This window comes from Leisingera sp. S2M4 (genome assembly GCF_055398055.1).
Genome location: NZ_AP040864.1, coordinates 13,683 through 32,950, shown reverse-complemented (window position 1 = coordinate 32,950; position 19,268 = coordinate 13,683). Strand labels below are relative to the sequence as shown.

General features: G+C 65.0%; 13 protein-coding genes. 7 read left to right on the top strand and 6 right to left on the bottom strand.

The features are described from left to right. Positions 1 to 23: 23 nt before the first annotated feature. Together ACZ52D_RS20140 and glmM are read right to left on the bottom strand one after the other, a co-directional pair. Positions 24 to 2,522, bottom strand: a complete 2,499-nt coding sequence (locus ACZ52D_RS20140) for a glycosyltransferase (RefSeq protein WP_464443814.1) — start codon at positions 2,520 to 2,522, stop codon at positions 24 to 26. Positions 2,523 to 2,577: 55 nt separating this feature from the next. Next, positions 2,578 to 3,921, bottom strand: a complete 1,344-nt coding sequence (gene glmM / locus ACZ52D_RS20135; RefSeq protein ID WP_464443813.1) for a phosphoglucosamine mutase — start codon at positions 3,919 to 3,921, stop codon at positions 2,578 to 2,580. A 215-nt stretch (positions 3,922 to 4,136) separates the two neighbouring features. On the opposite strand from glmM, the gene wecB reads away from it, so the two are divergent. The 3 genes from wecB to ACZ52D_RS20120 all read left to right on the top strand — a co-directional run bounded on the left by wecB (position 4,137) and on the right by ACZ52D_RS20120 (position 8,090). After that, a complete protein-coding gene (gene wecB, locus ACZ52D_RS20130; RefSeq protein ID WP_464443812.1) occupies positions 4,137 to 5,240 on the top strand; it encodes a non-hydrolyzing UDP-N-acetylglucosamine 2-epimerase in 1,104 nt (367 codons plus the stop codon). Between the two features lie 35 nt (positions 5,241 to 5,275). Next, positions 5,276 to 6,535: a UDP-N-acetyl-D-mannosamine dehydrogenase gene (gene wecC, locus ACZ52D_RS20125; protein WP_464443811.1), complete on the top strand. Its 1,260-nt coding sequence runs from the start codon at positions 5,276 to 5,278 to the stop codon at positions 6,533 to 6,535. Positions 6,536 to 6,653: 118 nt separating this feature from the next. Continuing rightward, positions 6,654 to 8,090, top strand: a complete 1,437-nt coding sequence (locus tag ACZ52D_RS20120; RefSeq protein WP_464443810.1) for a mannose-1-phosphate guanylyltransferase/mannose-6-phosphate isomerase — start codon at positions 6,654 to 6,656, stop codon at positions 8,088 to 8,090. A gap of 18 nt (positions 8,091 to 8,108) precedes the next feature. On the opposite strand, the gene ACZ52D_RS20115 is transcribed toward ACZ52D_RS20120, so the two are convergent. Beyond that, the gene (locus ACZ52D_RS20115) at positions 8,109 to 9,305 is read right to left on the bottom strand and encodes a DUF2793 domain-containing protein (RefSeq protein WP_464443809.1); all 1,197 of its coding nucleotides are present in this window, start codon (positions 9,303 to 9,305) and stop codon (positions 8,109 to 8,111) included. Positions 9,306 to 9,537: 232 nt separating this feature from the next. On the opposite strand from ACZ52D_RS20115, the gene ACZ52D_RS20110 reads away from it, so the two are divergent. Further along, entirely contained in the window at positions 9,538 to 11,673 is a 2,136-nt protein-coding gene (locus tag ACZ52D_RS20110) for a calcium-binding protein (protein ID WP_464443808.1), read from the top strand. A 231-nt stretch (positions 11,674 to 11,904) separates the two neighbouring features. Here ACZ52D_RS20110 and ACZ52D_RS20105 read toward each other — a convergent pair whose 3' ends face one another. Continuing rightward, positions 11,905 to 12,651: a metallophosphoesterase family protein gene (locus ACZ52D_RS20105; RefSeq protein WP_464443807.1), complete on the bottom strand. Its 747-nt coding sequence runs from the start codon at positions 12,649 to 12,651 to the stop codon at positions 11,905 to 11,907. Between the two features lie 189 nt (positions 12,652 to 12,840). Between ACZ52D_RS20105 and ACZ52D_RS20100 the strand changes: the two genes are divergently transcribed. From ACZ52D_RS20100 to ACZ52D_RS20090, 3 genes are all read left to right on the top strand, one after another. Further along, on the top strand, positions 12,841 to 14,253 hold the full coding sequence (locus ACZ52D_RS20100; RefSeq protein ID WP_464443806.1) for a mannose-1-phosphate guanylyltransferase/mannose-6-phosphate isomerase: 1,413 nt from the start codon (positions 12,841 to 12,843) through the stop codon (positions 14,251 to 14,253). Between the two features lie 240 nt (positions 14,254 to 14,493). After that, a complete protein-coding gene (locus ACZ52D_RS20095) occupies positions 14,494 to 15,870 on the top strand; it encodes an LPS-assembly protein LptD (protein WP_464443805.1) in 1,377 nt (458 codons plus the stop codon). 153 nt (positions 15,871 to 16,023) lie between these two features. Beyond that, positions 16,024 to 16,926: a sulfotransferase family protein gene (locus tag ACZ52D_RS20090; protein ID WP_464443804.1), complete on the top strand. Its 903-nt coding sequence runs from the start codon at positions 16,024 to 16,026 to the stop codon at positions 16,924 to 16,926. Positions 16,927 to 16,949: 23 nt separating this feature from the next. Here the strand turns inward: ACZ52D_RS20090 and ACZ52D_RS20085 are convergent, their stop codons facing one another. Together ACZ52D_RS20085 and ACZ52D_RS20080 are read right to left on the bottom strand one after the other, a co-directional pair. Then, a complete protein-coding gene (locus tag ACZ52D_RS20085) occupies positions 16,950 to 18,107 on the bottom strand; it encodes a glycosyltransferase (protein WP_464443803.1) in 1,158 nt (385 codons plus the stop codon). Then, positions 18,100 to 19,227: a glycosyltransferase family 4 protein gene (locus ACZ52D_RS20080; RefSeq protein WP_464443802.1), complete on the bottom strand. Its 1,128-nt coding sequence runs from the start codon at positions 19,225 to 19,227 to the stop codon at positions 18,100 to 18,102. Before ACZ52D_RS20080 ends, ACZ52D_RS20085 begins: the two co-directional genes overlap by 8 nt. Positions 19,228 to 19,268: the final 41 nt, after the last annotated feature.

Sequence of the window (19,268 nt, the reverse complement as noted above, 5' to 3'; positions counted from 1 at the left end):
ATTACGGAGGGCGGCCGGTGGGCTCATTCCGTTAGAAGAACGGCGTCAAGTTTTGCATATACTTCGCTGCTGCCGTATCTGTCTACTAGCAGTGACCGGTTCGCCTTTAGCTCGCGTAGCCGTGCGGCAGGATCTTGTGCACGGAATCTGAGGATCTCCTGAGCTGCGGCGGCGGTTTCTTGCACAACCCAGTCCGGGGAGAACAGGCGGCCTGCGTCTGCCCTGTCCCAGATGACTGGGTGGCAGCCCGCCAGCACTCCGTCTGCCAATGCGTAGTGAAAGCTCTCGGAGTCACTAGGGGACAGGATGTGATCTACCTTGCGGTAGAAAGCCGCCACGTCATTGCCCCATCCATAGAAGTGAACTTTGCCCTGCAGCACAGGATCTTGCTCGATTCGGCGGAACTCTTCTGCGAAACGTTCCATTTCCTGCGCGCGGCTGGGATGCAGCATGAATGGAAGTTCGTGCGGTTTCGGGCCTTTGACGTGCAACTCTGCCTCATGTCCTTCTTCATGCAAGGCACGTATGAGATCCAGCGCTCTGTCAATGCGTTTGGTCATCGGTATTATGCCGACCATGCCGAGGGAAATTTTATCGGTCGGCCTTTTCGGCATGAACAGGTATTCCTGATCGAGCAGGAAATTGGGAATGACGACAGTTTTCTCCTCGGGCCAGCCGAATAGCTCAATGGCCTTTCGCCGGACCCATTCGGTAACGAACACAAAACAGTTCACGTTTTCATGCTGGATTTGATGGCCGAACTTACGGGCCCGGTCCCGGACTTCCTGCGCATGTACCCGGACGACCAGGTTTTGGTCCGGTCGCACATGCCGGGAATACCAGGCCGCATTTGCCAGCCCCCACTCGCAGAAAACAACATCAGCGGTTTTAAGCAGCTGACGGGAGCGCGCCTCATTTTTGGCATCGCCCCACTCCCAGCCGTCATAGCTGACCAAATACCCTCGCTGTTTCAACTCAGAAAAATATGCGTGGCAAAACTTCGGATCGTGCGCTGCCAAGATGATGTTTCTGCTTTGAGACGGCGTTGGCCGTTTCAGGGCTTTGTCAATCTGAGCGCTTTGTGCGGAAATCGCATGTCGGCTGTACAGCTTTTGGCGCAGCTTTGGAGAGATCTCAGGTGTTTTTCCAGCTAGTATGGCCCGGAAGTCATCCAAATCTTTGGCGAAGAATGGATAGTCCTGCTCCAGAACGCCTGTGTTCACAGGGCTGGGATAGCTAATGCAGGGTAGGCCTGCGATAACATTTTCCACCAGTTTACTGGACAGTTCCAAGGTGTGGTTTTCAAAATCAGCCGGGCGCCAGCACCAGACGAAATCCATGCGTTGCATTTCTCTCAGAACGTCTTGGCGCTCCAGGGCTCCTAACTGACGCGCTTGGATGCGTTTCAGACGGGCTGCTGTTTCGTGCCTGAACTTCTTGTTTTCTTCTGCAGTCCCCGCTCCAGAAACCTTGTCGCCCACAATAGTAACTTCAATGTCCCATCCTTCGATGCGCAGTTGCTCTACCCAACTGGCGAGTTGTTGAATACCCCATTGAGGTGCGATTTTACCGGCGTAGCCAATGCGGATCGTCTTGTCAGACAAGGGGCTATGGGTTGAGTCGAAAAAGTTGTCAGGCACAGGGGGCGGCACTGGGATGGACCGGAAGGGAACATCGGTGGAGTCTTTTAGCAGCGCCTCGATTTGGGGGGTCTGAACTAAAAAGGCGGCGGCCTGTCGGGCGATGACATCCACTGCGCTTGCCGCGTCCGGTTTTGGCCGGATGCCTGCGCCGGTGTGCTCGTAAAGATCGGTCAAATACGCATAGACCCGCTTGTAGAGCTGGCGATCAGATAGTAGTGTTTGCGTTGCGGCAAGGCCACGCACAACGACTGCTGACAATTCTGGTAGAAGATGATCAAGATCCCGGATCAGCGCAGCGCAGTCAGAGACCGGCAGATTGGGTTTGCCAAAAGCCGTATTACCCGGCGTTATAAACAGGATGTTGGGATGCCGGAGGAGATCACCGGTAACCGCGTCGCGGCGGATGGGGTTTTTTGAGACAACGATAGTTTTTTGCGTCTGTGCCAAAATTCGGGCCATTGAAGCCATCCATATCGCAGACCCGTCCACTGTATTTAGATCAATGTCGGCATAAAGAAGCCGCTGTGTGTTTTTGAACCCCCGGCTAGCAATAAGATCCTGATACGGTGTCGACATATCGAGGTTTTGTACGTTGATATCTGAGCGCGCTTGCCGCGCATTTTGCTTATAAGCCGACTGATCTGCCCCGGCTGGAAACAGTTCATCGAATCTTTCGATGCAGAGGTCGATTTCCGTAGATTTCTTCAGGTTGCAGGCCAAGGAAAGGCAATTTTCAAGCTCTGACACGGATGTGCTACGGGCGATCGCGGTACGCAGTAGGGCGTATGCAGATGAGGCTTTTGAGAGGCGGTGCAAGTGGCGGCTAGCAGATACGAGGCCGCCGGTGAAATTTGTCAAAGGCAGTTCAGCGGATTCCATGGTTGCTCTCTACGTTTATTGGGGAATGCGGCTGGGGCAGGAAACTCATGCAGTTTCAGCTTGATGATGGTGTCATGCTCTGCGCCACATTGGCGACAACCCGTTTCAGTGTGGCTTCATCCATGCTCTCGCCCATTACCCGGATCAGCGGTTCTGTGCCGGACTTGCGGATCAGCAGGCGGCCGCTGCCGTTAAGTTCGGTCTCACCGCGGCGAATGGCTTCCTGCACCTCCGCTTGCGCCAGTGGGTCTTGTCCGGGCGTGTAGCGGATGTTCTGCAGCAGCTGCGGTACTGGGGTGAACTGACGGGTGAGGCGGCTGGCCTTCTCGCCGCTTTCCTTCAACAGCGCCAGCACTTGCAGCCCGGCCAGAAGCCCGTCTCCGGTCGTTGTATTGTCGGTGATCACGATGTGCCCGGATTGCTCGCCGCCCATGTTGAAGCCGCCGCGGCGCATTTCCTCTACCACGTAGCGGTCGCCCACGGCGGTGCGGCGCAGGGTGACGCCTTGCTCGGCCAGGTAGTTTTCCAGGCCAAGGTTCGACATCACCGTGGCCACCAGCGTGTTGTGGTTAAGACGGCCCTGACGGGCCCAGCTGGAGGCCAGCAGGGCCATGATCTGGTCCCCGTCTACCACGGTGCCGGTTTCGTCGAGCATGATGATGCGGTCCGCGTCTCCGTCCAGGCAGATGGCGAGGTCGGCACCGGTTTCCAGCACTGTGCGGGCTGCGAGGGCGGGGCTGGTGGAGCCGCAGCCTTCGTTGATGTTGTAGCCATTCGGAGTGACGCCAATCGGGATGACTTCGGCGCCGAGCTCCCAGAGCACTTCCGGGGCGGCCTTGTAGGCGGCACCGTTGGCGCAGTCGATCACGATCTTCAGCCCGTCGAGCCGGGTGCCGCCGGAAAGGGTTGTCTTGGCATATTCCACGTAGCGCGCGGCGGAATCATTCAGTCGGGTGACCTGACCGATATGGTCGGCTTCCGTACCGTCGGTTTGCGCCTCCAGAATGGCTTCGATCTCCTTCTCGGCGCTATCCGACAGCTTGAACCCGTCGGGGCCGAAGAACTTGATGCCATTGTCGTGGTGCGGATTGTGGCTGGCTGAGATCATTACTCCGAGGTCGGCCCGCATCGAGCGGGTCAGTAGTCCCACGGCGGGAGTCGGCAGAGGTCCCAGAGCAAAGACATCCATGCCTGCTGCGGTGAAGCCGGCCGTCAGGGCATTTTCCAGCATGTAGCAGGAGCGCCGGGTATCCTTGCCGATCACCACACGGCGGGTCTGTGAGGTGGCGTTGAAGTACTGGCCGACCGCGGCGGCGAGCCGAACCATGAAGGGGGCCGTCATTGCCCCTGTGTTGGCGCGGCCACGAATGCCATCGGTCCCGAAATACTGCCTTGTCATACCAATTGTTCCTTTGTACCTGCTCACCTGCAGTCCGGCATCGGGCCGGCAATGTCGGCCTTCTACTAGCGGCAGAGCTATTGCTTCGCAATCCGATTGGGCTGTTTTTGCGCAAGGTGGGCGCAGACATATGCTAACTTGCAACTCAATTTTGAGTTGATAATAGACGCACGAGTCGACCGTGTTTCAGTGAGGGGCAGAAGTTGAAAATTCTCATGGTATTTGGCACCCGACCGGAAGCCATCAAGATGGCGCCGGTCGTGAAAAAGCTGCAGTCCACTGAAGGGCTTGAGGTAGATGTGTGCGTGACCGCGCAGCACCGGGAAATGCTGGACCAGGTCCTGCAGCTTTTTGACATCACGCCGCGGTTTGACCTGAACGTGATGAAGCCAGGGCAGGATCTGACCGACATCACGTCTCGGATCATCCTGGCGTTGCGGGATGTTCTGAAAGAAAACCAATACGATCGGTTGTTGGTCCACGGCGACACGACGACCACGATGGCGGCGGCGATGGCGGCTTTTTATGCGCAGGTGAGTGTGGGCCATGTCGAAGCCGGGCTACGTACTGGCAACATCTATGCGCCTTGGCCGGAAGAGATGAATCGCATGCTGGTGGGCCGGATGGCTGATCTGCATTTTGCTCCAACCGAAACCGCGCGTCAGAGCCTTCTGGCTGAGAACGTGGCGGACGAGAACATCATTGTTACCGGCAATACGGTGATTGATGCGCTGCAGCAGGTGGTGGCCCAGTTTGATCAAGATCCGGCGCTGAATCAGCAGATGCAGGCGCGGTTTCCCTTCTTGGAGGACGGCAAGCGGATGATCCTGGTGACGGGGCATCGGCGGGAAAACTTTGGACAAGGGTTTGAGAATATTTGCGAGGCGCTGCGCGGCATCAGCGAAGAGAGTGATGTGCAGATCGTCTACCCGGTGCATCTGAATCCCAACGTGCAGGAGCCGGTGAAGCGCATTCTGGGCGATGCCTCGGCGGTGCATCTGATCGAGCCGCAGGATTACCTGCCCTTCGTGTGGCTGATGCAGCGGGCCCACTTCCTGATCACTGATTCAGGTGGTGTGCAGGAGGAGGCTCCGAGCCTCGGCAAGCCGGTGCTGGTGATGCGCGACACTACCGAACGTCCGGAGGCGGTCGAGGCCGGCACTGTGCGCCTTGTCGGAACCAACCCGGAGAAGATCCGCAGCGAAGCGCTGCGGCTGTTGAATGATGCGCAAGCTTACGACGAGATGGCCCGCGCCCTGAACCCCTATGGCGACGGCCAGGCTTCCGACCGGATTGCCGCTGCGCTGACCCGGGATTGAGCAAAGTATCAAAAAGAACGGATAGCGAGGGCAAGATGTTTGACCGTATTTCCATGATTGGCTTGGGCTATATTGGCCTGCCGACCGCCGCCCTCTTCGCCGCCCGCGGTGTTGAGGTTGTTGGCGTTGATGTTTCTCCAAAGGTGGTGGAGACGATCAACGCCGGCAAAATCCACATCGTCGAGCCGGAGCTGGACGGGATCGTGCATAAGGCGGTTACCGCCGGCAAGCTGCGCGCCACCCTTGAGGCCGAGCCGGCCGAGGCTTTTGTGATCGCGGTGCCGACCCCCTTCAAAGAAGATTATGAGCCGGATCTGAGCTACATCCAGTCGGCGGCCAACATGATTGCCCCGGTGCTGAAGGCGGGTGATCTGGTGGTGCTGGAAAGCACCTCGCCGATTGGCGCCACCGAGCAGATGGCGGCTTGGCTGGCCGAGGCGCGCCGGGATCTGACCTTCCCGCAGGACGCAGGCAATGACGCCGACGTACAGGTGGCCCATTGTCCTGAACGGGTGCTGCCTGGCCATGTGGTGCGCGAGCTGGTGGAGAATGATCGCATCATCGGCGGCATGACCGAACGGGCCAGCGAAATGGCGATTGCCATGTACAAGAAGGTGGTGCAGGGCGATTGCATCGTCACCGACGCGAAGACTGCCGAGATGTGCAAGCTGACCGAGAACAGCTCGCGCGATGTGCAGATCGCCTTTGCCAACGAGCTGTCGGTGATCTGCGACAAGTTCGGCATTGATGTCTGGGAGCTGATTTCGTTGGCCAACCGCCATCCTCGCGTCAATATCCTGCAGCCGGGCGCCGGTGTTGGCGGCCATTGCATCGCTGTAGACCCATGGTTCATCGTTGCTTCGGCCCCGGAAGAGGCGAAGCTGATCCGGGCCGCGCGCGATGGCAATGATGGCAAACCGAAATGGGTTCTGCAGAAAGTGCGCGATGCGGTGATGGATGTCCTGGCGGCGGAGCCGTCCCGGTCGATGGAAGACATCAAGGTGGCTTGTCTGGGGTTGGCGTTCAAGCCGGATATCGATGATTTGCGGGAAAGTCCCGCGCTGGGGATTACTGCGGAGCTGGGCAAGCTGGGCTGCCAAGTGCTGGCGGTGGAGCCGCATATCGAGGCGCTGCCAAGCAACTTGGGAGAAGGTTCGATTGAGCTTTTGGATCTGGATGAGGCCCTGACGGCGGCGGATGTTGCCTGCGTCCTGGTCAAGCACTCGGCCTTTGAAGGCCTCAAAGACAAGCTGCCGGAAAACTTGAAGCTGATTGACGTGGTCGGATTAGCGTAAACGGTATGGCTTTGCTGCGGCCATACTGGCCGCAGCCGTGCATGTAGTGGTTGCGCGCGTACCTCTGAGTTGCGAACCTGAGGCTCAATACAGGTTCAAGCGAGCATTGGGGCAGCTCATGATTCATCCCATCCTTCTTTGCGGCGGCTCCGGTACCCGGTTGTGGCCCTTGTCGCGCAAGAGCTATCCCAAGCAGTTCGTGCCGCTCACCGGCGAAGAGACGCTGTTTCAGGCGTCGGCCCGGCGGTTGTCGGGGGCGGGGTTTGCCAATCCCCTGGTGCTGACCAACTCCGACTTCCGCTTCATCGTCACCGAGCAGCTTGCCGGGGCAGGGCTGGATCCCGGTGCGGTGCTGATCGAGCCCGAGGGGCGCAACACGGCGCCTGCGGTGCTGGCGGCGGCGCTGTGGCTGGAGCAGACCGATCCCGACGGCATGATGCTGGTGGCGCCCTCGGATCACGTGGTGCCCGATGCCGCGGCCTTCCGTGCCGCGGTGGCGGCGGGCGAAGCGGCCGCGCGCGCGGGGCAGCTGGTCACCTTTGGCATCCGGCCGGAGCGGGCGGAGACCGGCTATGGCTATCTTGAGCTGACCGAAGCGCCGGAGGATTTCGCGCCCCGGCCGCTGCAGCTGCGCCGCTTTGTCGAGAAGCCGGACCAGGCCAGCGCCGAAGCGATGCTGGCCTCGGGGCAGTACCTGTGGAACGCGGGCATCTTCCTGTTCTCGGTGCAGGCCATTCTGGCCGCCTTCCGGCAGCACGCGCCGGAGCTGATGGCGCCGGTCGGCCAGGCGGTGGCGCAGGGGCAGCCGGATCTCGGCTTCCTGCGGCTGGATCCGCAAGCCTGGGCGGGGGCGGCGGATATTTCCATCGACTACGCGGTGATGGAAAAGGCGGAGAACCTCTCCGTGGTGCCCTTTGACGGCGGCTGGTCGGACCTGGGCGGCTGGGACGCGGTGTGGCGCGAAACCGAGCGGGACGCGGATGGCGTCGCCACCAGCGGCAATGCGACCGCGATCGACTGCGCCGACAGCCTGTTGCGCTCGGAGGATGAAAACCTCGAGGTGGTCGGCATCGGCCTCAAAGACGTGATCGCCGTGGCGATGCCGGATGCGGTGCTGGTGGCGGATGCCTCCCGCGCCCAGGACGTGAAACAGGCGGTGGCGGCGCTGAAGGCCAAGGGCGCGCGCCAGGCGACCGAGTTCCCCAAGGATCACCGGCCCTGGGGCTGGTTCGAGAGCCTGGCGGTCGGCGACCGTTTCCAGGTCAAGCGCATCCATGTGCATCCCGGCGCCGCGCTGAGCCTGCAGAGCCATCATCACCGCTCGGAGCATTGGATCGTGGTGGAGGGCACCGCCAAGGTGACCGTGGATGACAAGGTGCAGCTGGTGACCGAGAACCAGTCCGTCTACATCCCGCTGGGGGCGGTGCATCGCATGGAGAACCCGGGCAAGGTGCCGATGGTGCTGATCGAGGTGCAGACCGGCAGCTACCTGGGCGAGGATGACATCATTCGCTACGAGGATGTCTATGCCCGCGGCCAGGGGGCAAAGGGCTAGGATCGCTCGGCGCTCCTTTCAGCGCAGCAGCCATTCCTCCACCTGCGACGAGATCCTGCGCATGCGGAGCCAGCCCGGCGCTGTCGGCTGGTCGCGGCGCAGGCGCAGCTTGCCCAGCAGCCCCACCAGCGCCCATTCCGGGCGCTGGCTGCGCGGCACGTAAGGCCGGTCAGGGTCATGGGCGGGATTGGGCCGTGGCTGGCCATCGGCATCGCGCAGCAGGCTGCCGTAGTCGTCGCGCAGCCAGCGGTGTTTCCAGCCGTCGATGTCGCCATCCCCGATCACTGCCGGGTTGCCGCTGATCACCCCAAGGGGCGGCTCGCCCGGGCGGGCGGGGCGGATCCTGGCGCCGTCCAGCACCACCGACAGGCCGCGGCGGTCCTCGCCCGCCGGGTTGCCGTCGGCCCATTCGAACCATTCGGCGTAATCGGCGCCGCCGCCGCTCCAGGCGCCGGAGCAGCTGCCGTTGCCATCCGACCCCAGCCGGAAATCGGCGCTGCCGCTGCCCGCCAGCAGGTAGTCGTCGCTGCCGCCCTGGATCTCCAGATGCGCGGTGGGGCTGGCGGTGCCGAGCCCGGCGCGGCCATTGGCCTGCAAGGCCAGCGCGGTGGTCCAGCTGCTGCCGTCGGCGGACAGTTTCACCGAGACATCCTCATTGCCCGCCAGTCCGATCTCGGCGCGGCCGCTCCAGCCGGTCTGGAACAGAAGCGAGGCGGTGTCGGAGGCCGCCGCCTTGTTCAGCTTGAGCTGATGGCCGGCGCCTGCATGGGTGAACAGCGTTGCCGGGCCGCAGACCGACAAGGGGTTGGCGGCATCGGCGGTGGTGCCGATGCCGACCGGGCCGAGGTTCTGGGTCTGCGCCGGCGGCAGCTGCCAGGCGCTGCCGTCCCAGATCCGCAGCTCGCCCGCGGCCAGGTCCCAGGCGCGCCAGCCGGGGCGCGGCGCCAGGAACAGCCAGCCCTCGCCCTGCCAGACGGCGATCTGCTGCGCCCGGCCTGCCCAGGCCGCGGCCGGGGCGGCCCCCAGCGCATAGGCCTCGCCCTCTGCGGGGCTGGCGGGCGGTGTCTCGGCGCCGATCGCCTGCACCCGCAGCTGCACCAGCGCATCCAGTATCTGCAGCGCCTCGTTGTGGGTCACGTGTTTCTGTGCCTGGGACGGCATCAGATAGGGCAGGGCAAGAACGGCGGAGGTCTGGGCCGAGGGCTGGTCGCTCATCTGTGGCTCCTGTGGCTGGGGTCCGGATTGCGCGCCAGCCTGTCACAGCGAGGTCAAGACGCTGCTAAGGCAGCGTACGCCGCCCGCGCAACACCCTCTTTGTTCGCGCCTTGTTCGCGCAATTGTCGTCAAGTCGTAAACAATCTCCCTGATTTTGCCTGTTTTGCTTCCCGTCTTCTGCCCGGCGGCGCAGCCAGGCTGACCGTCGGTGGCGGCATGGGGAGCGCAGGGCATGACATTGGTGGCAGAGCTGGATTTCGGCGGGCGTTTCGGGGCCGGGGACGAGATCTTTGGCCCGGATCTGCGGGATCTGGAAATCGCGGTGCAGGGGGGGACGGCGGTGCTGTTCGCAATGAACGGGATAAATGGCGGGCTCAGCCGCTGGCAGCTGGCGGGGGATGGCAGCCTGCCGCAGCTGGCGGGGCGGCAGCTGCATGACCAGGCGACCCTGCGCACCGGGGATTTTCAACTGGCCGAGGTGGAGGGGGAACTGCGGCTGCTGCAGGCGCAGCCGGAGCTGACCGTCTACCGGCTGGATGCCGCGGGCGCGCCCGGCAGCCAGGACCGCCTGCCCCCGGCGGACGCTGCCGCGGGCAAGGCGCTTGGCGCGGTGGCGGGGCTGACGCTGGCGGATGGCCAGCCGGTGGTCTACGCGGTGGAGAGCGGCAGCGGGCAGCTGCGGGGCTGGCGGCTGGAGGCGGCGGGCGGCTTCGGTGATGCGCTGCCCCTGGGCGGCGGCGAGCAGGCCTATCGGCTGGAGCCCGCGGCGCTGCTGGCACCGGTCGCGCTGCCGGGGGGCGGCGCGGTGCTGCTGGCGGCGGATGGCCAGGGGGTGCATGGCTTCGTGGTGGAGGCAGACGGCGGGCTGCGCGCGGGTGGCACGCTTGGGGCCGAGCAGGGCCTGTCGGTGGGCGGCGTCAGCGTGCTGGAAGGCTTTGCCGCCGGCGGCAGCGCCTGGGCTTTGCTGGGGGCGGCGGGCAGCGGCAGCCTGTGCCTGTTTCGGGTCGGGGCCGATGGTGGACTGACACTGGAGGCGCAGCTGCAGGACAGCGCGATGACCCGCTTTGGCGGCCTCTCGGCGCTGGAGGTGGTGGAGGTGCAGGGCCATCTCCTGGTGCTGGCGGCGGGCAATGACGGCGGCCTCAGCCTGCTGACCCTGACGCCGGGTGGCGCGCTGATCCACCTGCGCAGCCTCGAGCATCAGCCGGGGCTGGGGCTGCAGAACGTGACCGCGCTGGAGGCGGTGGTGCTGGGCGCGCAGGTGCAGGTCTTTGCCAGTTCCGCCACCATGGCGGGCATCAGCCAGTTCACCCTGCCGCTGCAGGACCTGGGGGTGCTGCGCCAGGCGGCGGCCGCACAGGACCGGCTGGAGGGGGGCAGCGGCCATGACGTGCTGGAAGGCGGCGCGGCGCGGGTGGATCTCTACGGCCATGCCGGTGATGACGTGCTGGTGGCGGGGGCCGGGGGCGGCACCCTGGTGGGGGGCGCCGGGGCGGATGTCTTTGTCGTCGGCCCGGGGACGGGTGCGGTCACGCTGCGCGATTTCACCCCCGGCGAAGACCGGCTGGATTTGTCGCTGTTCGAGGGGCTGTATGGGCCCGGCCAGCTTGCGAGCCGGGGGCGCAGCTACGGGATTGACCTGGAGCTGGGCGGCATCCGCATCGCGGTGGCGCAGGCCGGGGGCGGGCGGCTGGAGCTGGAGGATGTGTTCGGCGCGGCGCTGCGCTTTGACTTTCCGCAACGGCTGGCCTCTGGCGAGACCCGGCCGGGCGGCAGTTTCCACGGCAGTGCAGGCAGCGACCGGATCGTGGGGACCGAGGGGCGTGACGGCATCTGGGGGCTGGCGGGGCGTGACCACCTGGCCGGAGGCGCCGGGCGCGACACGCTGGAGGGCGGCAGCGGGTCCGACACGTTGACGGGCGGCGGGGGCCGGGACCGGCTGGCGGGCGGCGAGGACCGGGATCTCCTGAAAGGCGGCGGCGCGCGAGACGTGCTGAAGGGCGGCAGCGGCCGGGACACGGTGCTGGGCGGCGGCGGCCAGGATCGCCTGCAGGGGCAGGGCGGCCGGGATCGGTTGCAAGGCGGGCAGGGCAACGACCGGCTGGAGGGGGGCAAGGGCGGCGACTGGCTGCGGGGCGGGGGCGGCGAAGACGTGTTTGTCTTCGGCCCGCGCCATGGCGCGGACAGGGTTGCCGATTTCACGCCGGGCAGCGATCTGCTGGACCTGCGCGCGACGGCGGCCGGTGGCTGGCAGGATCTGGCGCTGCAGGCCGAAGATGGCGGCACGCGGATTGAAACCGGCTCGGGAACGATCTTCCTGCCGGACCTGGACCCGGCGCGGCTGGATGCGGATGACTTCCTGTTCTGAAAGGTCTGCGCCCGCTGCGGCCGGGGATCTGCAAGGGGGCACGGCGTCCGTGGTGAACCGTCAGGGGCAATTTGCCCGGTTGTTCCTTGTGTGGGGCCGCATGTGCGTCTGTGCAAACATACGCGGTGTAATCAATATTATGTAAATCTAACTCTGTGCGATGAGCTGTTCTCTGCAGTCGGCCGTGCCAGAGCAAGCCCGGCTGGCCCGGGCCCGTTGTTCTGCTGCTGGTCAGCTTGCGGTGAGGAACCGCGGAGCGCCGCCGTCGAGGCAGACCGCGGAGAGGATCCCGGTGGCATAGGCCCCGGTATCCACCGCGATGCGGCCCTGCTGGGCACGGGCCGCGCGAACGATGGTGTGGCCATGCACCACCCAGAGGCCGTCGCGCCGCGCGAGGCGACAGAAATCCGGGTGCCCCCACAGCAGCGTCTCCTCGGCTTGCGCATCCGGGGCAACGCGTGGATCCGCGCCGGCGTGGACCACCAGCACATTGCCCGACAGCACCGAGGTCGGCAGCTGTGCCACCCAGGCGATCAGCGTCTCGCCCATCGCCTCCTGCAGCCGGTCGCGGCAGGCGCGCAGGTCTTCTGCGCTCATCTGGGCCCGGGCGCCGCGGATGCCGAAAGAGGCCAGCGTCTGCAGCCCGCCATTGCGGATCCAGAGTCCGCCTTCGCCGACAGGATCCTGCAGAAAGCGCAACAGCATGTCCTCGTGGTTGCCCATCAGGCAGGTTAGATCCGGGCGCGCGCTCAGGCAGCGCAGCACCTCGGCGCTCTGCTCGCCGCGGTCGATGTAATCCCCGGCCAGAATGATCCGGTGTTCCCGTGGCACCTGTTGCAGCATGTGGTGCAGGAGTGGCAGGCAACCATGCACATCCCCGATCACGCACAGCGGCGTCTCGGGCGCGGGATCCGCAAAGGTCACGCCCTGCCCGGTCCATGCACCGAACTTCTGCACTAAGGACGCCCACACGTTCAACGGCTCTCCCTTGCCCGCTGGATGCAGCGGCTCCGGTGTAGGGCAGCACAGCAGGGCTTGGGCCGTCAACCTCGTGAGTGTCACCGCGCCGTCAGGGGATCAGGCGGCGCGGTTGCCTGCCCGTGCAGCTAAAAGATTGACCATGGCGCGTTTCAAGATAGCTGATCACTGTATTTTGGGGGGCGGTTGATGATTTATCCTGTTGTTCTTTGCGGCGGTTCGGGCACCCGGCTTTGGCCCAGTTCCCGACGCGCCTTTCCGAAGCAGTTTGCCGCGCTGGCCGGTAAACAGAGCCTGTTCCAGAAGGCGCTGGCCCGTCTTGGCGGGCCGGAGTTCGGCGCGCCGATCCTGGTCACCAACGACGATTTCCGCTTCCTGGTGGAAGAACAGGCGGCGGCGCTGGGGCTGCTGGACGCCCGCATCCTGCTGGAGCCGGCAATGCGCAACACTGCCCCGGCGGTGCTGACCGCGGCGCTGACGCTGCAGGCTCAGCCCGAGGCGCTGATGCTGGTGGCCCCCTCGGATCACATGATCCGTGACACGGAGGGGTTCCGCACCTCGGTTGCGCTGGCGGCGCAGGCGGCCCAGGAGGGGGCGCTGGTCACCTTCGGGGTCGAACCGGATCGCCCGGAGACGGGCTTTGGCTATCTGAAGCTGGCCGGGCCGGCCGCCGTCGGCCAGATGGTTGCGGTGTCCGGGTTCGTGGAAAAGCCGGACCGGGAGACCGCCGCCGGGCTGCTGGAGCAGGACAACGTCTTGTGGAACGCCGGAATGTTCATGTTCCGGGTGCGTGATATTCTGCAGGCCTACCGGCAGCATGCGCCGCATATGCTGGCGCTGTGCGAGGCGGCTGTAGCGCAGGGGGAAGAGGATCTGGGCTTCTTCCGGCTGGCGGCCGACCCCTATGAGAAGATCGAGGCGATCTCGTTCGATTATGCCATTCTGGGCAAGGCGGAGAGCATCGTGGCGGTGCCGCTGGCCTCGGACTGGTCGGACCTTGGCAGCTGGGATTCCCTGCATGCGGTCTCGGCGGAGGGGCCGGAGCAGCTGTCGCAGATGGGGCCGGTGACGGCGATCGACTGCGAGAACGTGCTGCTGCGCAGCGAGGAGGAGAATATCCGGCTGGTCGGCCTGGGCCTGAAGAACACGGTGGCGGTCGCGATGCGGGATGCGGTCCTGGTGGCCAGCCTGGACCATGCCCAGGATGTCAAGAAAACCGTCGACGCCCTGAAGGCGGACGCGGTGCCGCAGGCAGAGGACTACCCGCGGTTCTATCGGCCCTGGGGCTGGTACGAGACCCTGTGCCTGGGAGAGCGCTTCCAGGTGAAGCGGATCATGGTCAAACCGGGCGGCATCCTGAGCCTGCAAAGCCATGTCCACCGCTCGGAACATTGGATCGTCGTGGCCGGCACCGCCCAGGTGACCGTCGGCGACAGCGTGAAGCTCCTGTCGGAAAACCAGTCGGTCTATGTGCCGCTGGGGGAAATCCACCGGATGGAGAACACCGGCAAGGTGCCGATGTATCTGATCGAGGTGCAGACCGGTGCCTACCTCGGAGAAGACGACATCGTCCGCTATGAGGATGTCTACAACCGGGACTGATCCGCGCCCTGCCAGGGGGGCTCCCCTGGCCCTCGCCTGTGGTCCTCCGCGGCGCCTGCCCGCGGCGGCGCGAAACGCGCGCCCGGCTGCATGTTGCAATCCCAATACAGGGGCAAACTAATCCCGGGTTCCGGCCGCTTTTCTGCGGCCAGCGGCGGCGAAAGCGGTACACAGTTTGACGAGTCACCCCGGCGACGGCCGGGATGGCGGCGCAAGGAAAGAAGCAAGGTTGGGGCACGCGTGAAACTGCATTTGGTCAATCGAATTTCTCTGGCAGGTGCTGTTTGCGTTTCCGGGCTGCTGCCTGCGGCAGCCCAGGAAAGCGGGACGGAAATGGTGTTTGGCTTCACCCAGGGGCTGGAGACAACCGACAATCTGGATCTCGATCCGGTCAGCCTTGGCAGCACGACCTTCACCGCCACCGAATTGTCCTTTGGGCTGACCCGGCAAACCCGGCTGGACCGTTTCGGGCTGCTCGCCTCCGGTATCCTGCGGGGGGTGAACGGGCCGGGGGCGGAGTCCGGGCTGGATGACCAGACCCTTGAGCTGAGCTATGCGCGCGAGGGCGCAAACGCCTCCTTCGAGGCCACGGCCGGCTATCTGCAGACGAACATCGCCTTTCTCGAGCCGCTGGATGACATCACCGACGAGGACGGCCAGATCGATCTGCCGTCGGATCTGAACCGGCTGGATGGCAGCGGCAACCGGGAGCGCTATGCCGCGGGCATCGCGCTGGAGCTGGGCCGCGAGGCACCGCTCGGCGCTACCTTCAGCGCCGATTACCTGGCGCTGCGCTACTCGGACACGAATGACGCGGATCTGTTCGACACCGATTCCACCGAGGCCGAGACCGAGCTGCGTTTCCGACTGTCACCGGTGGCGGTGGCCCGGCTGGGCCTGGGCTATGCGCTCTATGAAGCCGAGGATGACGAGCAGACCCGCCGCGATACCGCGCGCAGCTACGCCGGGCTGAACCTGGAGGTGAGCCCGATCCTGCGCTTTGACGCCACCCTCGGCTATGCCACGATCGATACCCGCGAATTCGGGGTCACCAGGGAAAGCAGCGGTGTCGAGGCCCTGTTGCGGCTGGAGCGGGACATGCCCAACGGCGCCGTCACCGCCGAGGCAGAACAATATGTCACCGATGACGGCACCATTCGCAGCCTCACGGTCGGCCGCCGTCTCGAGCTGCCCCGTGGCGCGCTGTCGGCCTCCGTCGGGGCGGCGGATTCCGATCTCGGCCAGACGGAGATCATCGGCTCGCTGGCCTGGAACCAGGAGCTGCCGCGCGGCGGTTTCAACGCGCAGCTGCGTCGCTGGGTGGATTTCGACCAGGACGACGGGAACGTGCTGAGAACCGCGTTGCTGCTGGATTACACCCATGACATCAACACGCTCTCCAGCATTGGTCTGAAGGCGGGGTATACGATCACCGATGAGATCGGCGGCAGCACCGACCGGGCCAGTTTCACCGCCGAATACCGCTATGCGCTGACCGAGGACTGGTCGCTGAACACCGGCTACCGCTACCGGATGCGCGAAGAACTCGCGGAGCCGCGGGCCCAGTCGCATGCGCTCTTCGTCTCGATCGGCCGGGAGTTCCGGGCCCGGCGGTAGGGGCCGCCCTGATCTGATCATGCAGCGGTGCCATCCGCGCGCCGCTTGTCTGGCCCCGAAACCGGAACATATTCAAGTTTCGGTGGCCCGGGGGCAAGCTGCATATGCCTTGTAGCCGCCGCTGTTCAGGTCGCAGAAACGCGGGGCAAAACCATGACACTGCCGAATCTGTTCTTCATCGGCGGAATGCGATGCGGATCAACGACGCTCTATCTTCTGCTCGCGCAGCATCCCGAAATTTTCATGGCAGACATCAAAGAGCCGATGTTCTGGTATGCAGAGGCCCTGCGTCAGAAGGGGCTGCCGCTGGAGGGCCGGGTAAACGGCCGTTTCCTGACGCGCGACGCCTATGATGGACTTTTTGCCGGCGCCGGAGCGGTCAAGTGGGCCGGGGAAGCCTCGCATTACATCTATCATCCCGAGGTCTGTGATCTGATCCGACGCCATTCTCCCGATGCGCGTATCCTGATCTCCGTCCGGGATCCCGCGCAAAGAATGTTTTCCGAATATCTTTTCCGCCTGCGCAGTGGGTACTTCCGCGGCAGTTTCGAGGATTTCATCACGCAAGGGGCGCGGTTTGACGCCGAACGGGGGTTAGTTGACGTGTCGCGGAAGTCCCGCCTCGGCAAGGGGCTGCAGGCAAATTTGTTGCAACGCTGGATCGAGGTGTTCGGCATGGAGCGTATCCATGTCATCAACTTCGATGATCTGAAGGCGAGACCGGTCGAGGTGACCCGTCAGCTCTATCACTTCCTGGAGGTTGATCCCGGGTTCACCCCGGCCATCGTTCATACCCAGCGGGGAGGCGTACCGCGCAGCGCGCTGGTGATGCGGCTGCTGAACCTGCCCAAGGCCCGGATCCGGCGCTTCGTACCGCGTCTCCTGCGGGAGAGGCTGCGGGCGCAGATCTACAGCAAGGTGCTGGAGAGCCCGAAGGTCGCTCCCGGCACCTGGGAGGCGCTGCGCCGTTACTATGCGTCTGATATCGCAAGGTTGCAGGCGCTGACCGGGCTGGACCTGCGCTCCTGGATCCTGCGACCTGCCCCCGGCGGCTGACCGCTTTGCCCTCGGCGCGGCGCTCACCTTTGCAGGATCGTCTCGAGCCGGGCCGCCAGCCGGGCGACATCATATTGTTCTTCGGCCCGCCTGCGGCCGTTTGCGCCGAAACGGCTCCTGAGAGCCGCATCGGCGCCGAGGCTGTCGATGGCTTGCACCCAGTCCTGTGTGGAGTGGCACAGGAACCCGGTCTGCCCTTCAAGGACGGTTTCGGCGTTGGCGCCCACTGCGCTGGCCACGACCGGCAGGCCGCTGGCCATGTACTCCAGCGCCTTGAAGGCGCATTTATACGCGTTGAACGGGTGCTGCGAGAGCGGGTAGAGGCCGATGTCGAACGGCGCGATGGCAGCGGCCACCGCCGCCGGGTCTGACCAGGGGATCTGGTCGATGAAGTCCGGGGTCACCCCCTGGAGGTCCGCGAAGGCCTCATGGAGTTTTTGCACGCCACAGGCGCCGACGATGCGGAAGGTGACGGGGCGACGGGCTCCGATCTGTTGCAGGGGGGGGCGCAGGATCCGGATCAGGTCGTCGGCATAATGCGCGCCGTTGCCGATCCAGCCCAGGCAGAGGCTGTCCTTGGGAACGTGGCGCTTCACCTGGTAGTTGGCCAGTTGCACGCCGGAGGGCAGCAGGTGGACGGTGGCCTGTTGCTGTCGTGCCAGCCGTGCCAGCGCCTGGCTGCCTGCCAGGACCCCGTCGGACAGGGCCATCATGCGGTTGGCCCGCTGCTGTGTCGCCGTCGCCCGGGTGCGGCTGGGGGCATCGTCGATGTCGAAGTATACCCTGCGGCCCAACCGTTGCAGTACGCGGCTCGCCAGCAGGTCGTAACGGCCGTATTTCTTCTGGAAGATGACCGCATCAGCGCCCCTGGCGGCGGTCAGCAGGGACAGGTATTGCCAGCGGTTCTGCGCATGCCGGATCCGCACCCTGTGGCCCCGCGCCCGCAGCGCCTCGGCAATCCAGTAGCCCCTGACGCGGGAACTGGCCTTGTCCTCCCGTCCCAGGAGCACCCAGAGGATCGACAGCACCGGTCCGGACCGCTGCGCGCGCCCTGCCCCGGCCCGTGTTGTGGCCTGTCCCCTGGCCTGTCCTCTGACCCGTGCGCCGCCCTGTGTTCCGGGCGTGGTCTGGCCCGTCTGGCCGTCTCGCGGCCCGGTGTCCAGGGGCAGCCCGTCAGCCATGGGCCCGACCGGGCGCAGACAGGACGGCGCTGTAGAGGCTGGCATAGTTTCGGCACATGGCGGACAGCGAATAGCGCTCTACCGCCTGGCGCCGGGCCATCTGTCCCAGCCTGTTTCGCAAGCCGTTATCGGCCATCAGGCGCGCCATTGCCCGGCTCAGCCCGGTGACGCTGCCATCGGCCACCAGCAGGCCGGTCTCCCCGTCTTCCACGATTTCGGCCGGTCCCATGGTGCCCGCGACAATGGCCGGTTTGCCGCAGGCCATCGCCTCGACAACCGCCAGGCCGAAGGCCTCATCCAAAGCGGCATGCACGAAGATGTCGGCGGCGGCCACCCAGGTGGCCACATCCGCCTGGCGACCGGGCAGCAGCACCTTGCCCTGCAGGCCGCTGGTGCTGATCAGCTGGTCCAGACGGGACCGCTCCTCGCCCTCGCCGAGCAGGACCAGCCGGGCCTGGGCGGGGCGGTCCGGGATCCGGGCAAAGGCGCGGATGGTGCTGTCGTGCCGCTTGCGGGCCACCAGCGAGCCGACGGAGATCAGCACGATCCAGTCCTCCTGCCAGCCCAGCTGCTGTCGCAGCAGGGGGCGGCTGTCGGTGGAGCATGGCGTGAACCGGTCGACGTCGATCCCGTTCCAGACAACCGATATCCGCTCCTCCGGCACCTCCCAGCGGCTCTGGATATAGCGTTTCGAGGTGCCGCTCACGGCGGCCCAGCGGTCAACCCACCAGGTGCGTCCGGTCAGCAGGTTGCGCAGGTGGGTGAGCGGTTGCGGCCATTTCGACCGCCCGCCCGCCAGCGTGCCGAAATGCTGGGTGCGCACGATCCGAAAGCCGCATAGGCGGGCCAGCACAAGAAACCAGGCGGCCTTGCGGCTGTGGACATGCAGCAGCCGGAAACCGTCGCGCCACGCCGCGAGCAGGGCGCGCAGAAGCGCAGCGGGCGTGGCCGCCAGGGTGATCGCGCCCTGGCCGATCAGGCGGGCAAACCGTGCGTCGAGGTCGCTCTGGCCGGTGAAGATGCCGCGGCACTCCGCCCCTTCTGCGGTCATCAGGTCATGGACGACCTGGGTGACGCCGACACCGGGGCGGGCGTTGTCCACGAGGTGGCAGACTTTCATCGCCGCGCACCGCCTTTTGTACCGTCCGCCACAGCCCCGGC

What these genes read in the sequence shown, in the direction of transcription:
- ACZ52D_RS20085 (WP_464443803.1), bottom strand. Translation starts at nt 18,107, where the DNA reads ATGGCTGACGGGCTGCCCCTGGACACCGGGCCGCGAGACGGCCAGACG.
- ACZ52D_RS20120 (WP_464443810.1), top strand. Translation starts at nt 6,654, where the DNA reads ATGATTCATCCCATCCTTCTTTGCGGCGGCTCCGGTACCCGGTTGTGG.
- wecB (WP_464443812.1), top strand. Translation starts at nt 4,137, where the DNA reads ATGGTATTTGGCACCCGACCGGAAGCCATCAAGATGGCGCCGGTCGTG.
- ACZ52D_RS20090 (WP_464443804.1), top strand. Translation starts at nt 16,024, where the DNA reads ATGACACTGCCGAATCTGTTCTTCATCGGCGGAATGCGATGCGGATCA.
- ACZ52D_RS20115 (WP_464443809.1), bottom strand. Translation starts at nt 9,305, where the DNA reads ATGAGCGACCAGCCCTCGGCCCAGACCTCCGCCGTTCTTGCCCTGCCC.
- ACZ52D_RS20110 (WP_464443808.1), top strand. Translation starts at nt 9,538, where the DNA reads ATGACATTGGTGGCAGAGCTGGATTTCGGCGGGCGTTTCGGGGCCGGG.
- ACZ52D_RS20080 (WP_464443802.1), bottom strand. Translation starts at nt 19,227, where the DNA reads ATGAAAGTCTGCCACCTCGTGGACAACGCCCGCCCCGGTGTCGGCGTC.
- glmM (WP_464443813.1), bottom strand. Translation starts at nt 3,921, where the DNA reads ATGACAAGGCAGTATTTCGGGACCGATGGCATTCGTGGCCGCGCCAAC.
- ACZ52D_RS20140 (WP_464443814.1), bottom strand. Translation starts at nt 2,522, where the DNA reads ATGGAATCCGCTGAACTGCCTTTGACAAATTTCACCGGCGGCCTCGTA.
- ACZ52D_RS20100 (WP_464443806.1), top strand. Translation starts at nt 12,841, where the DNA reads ATGATTTATCCTGTTGTTCTTTGCGGCGGTTCGGGCACCCGGCTTTGG.
- wecC (WP_464443811.1), top strand. Translation starts at nt 5,276, where the DNA reads ATGTTTGACCGTATTTCCATGATTGGCTTGGGCTATATTGGCCTGCCG.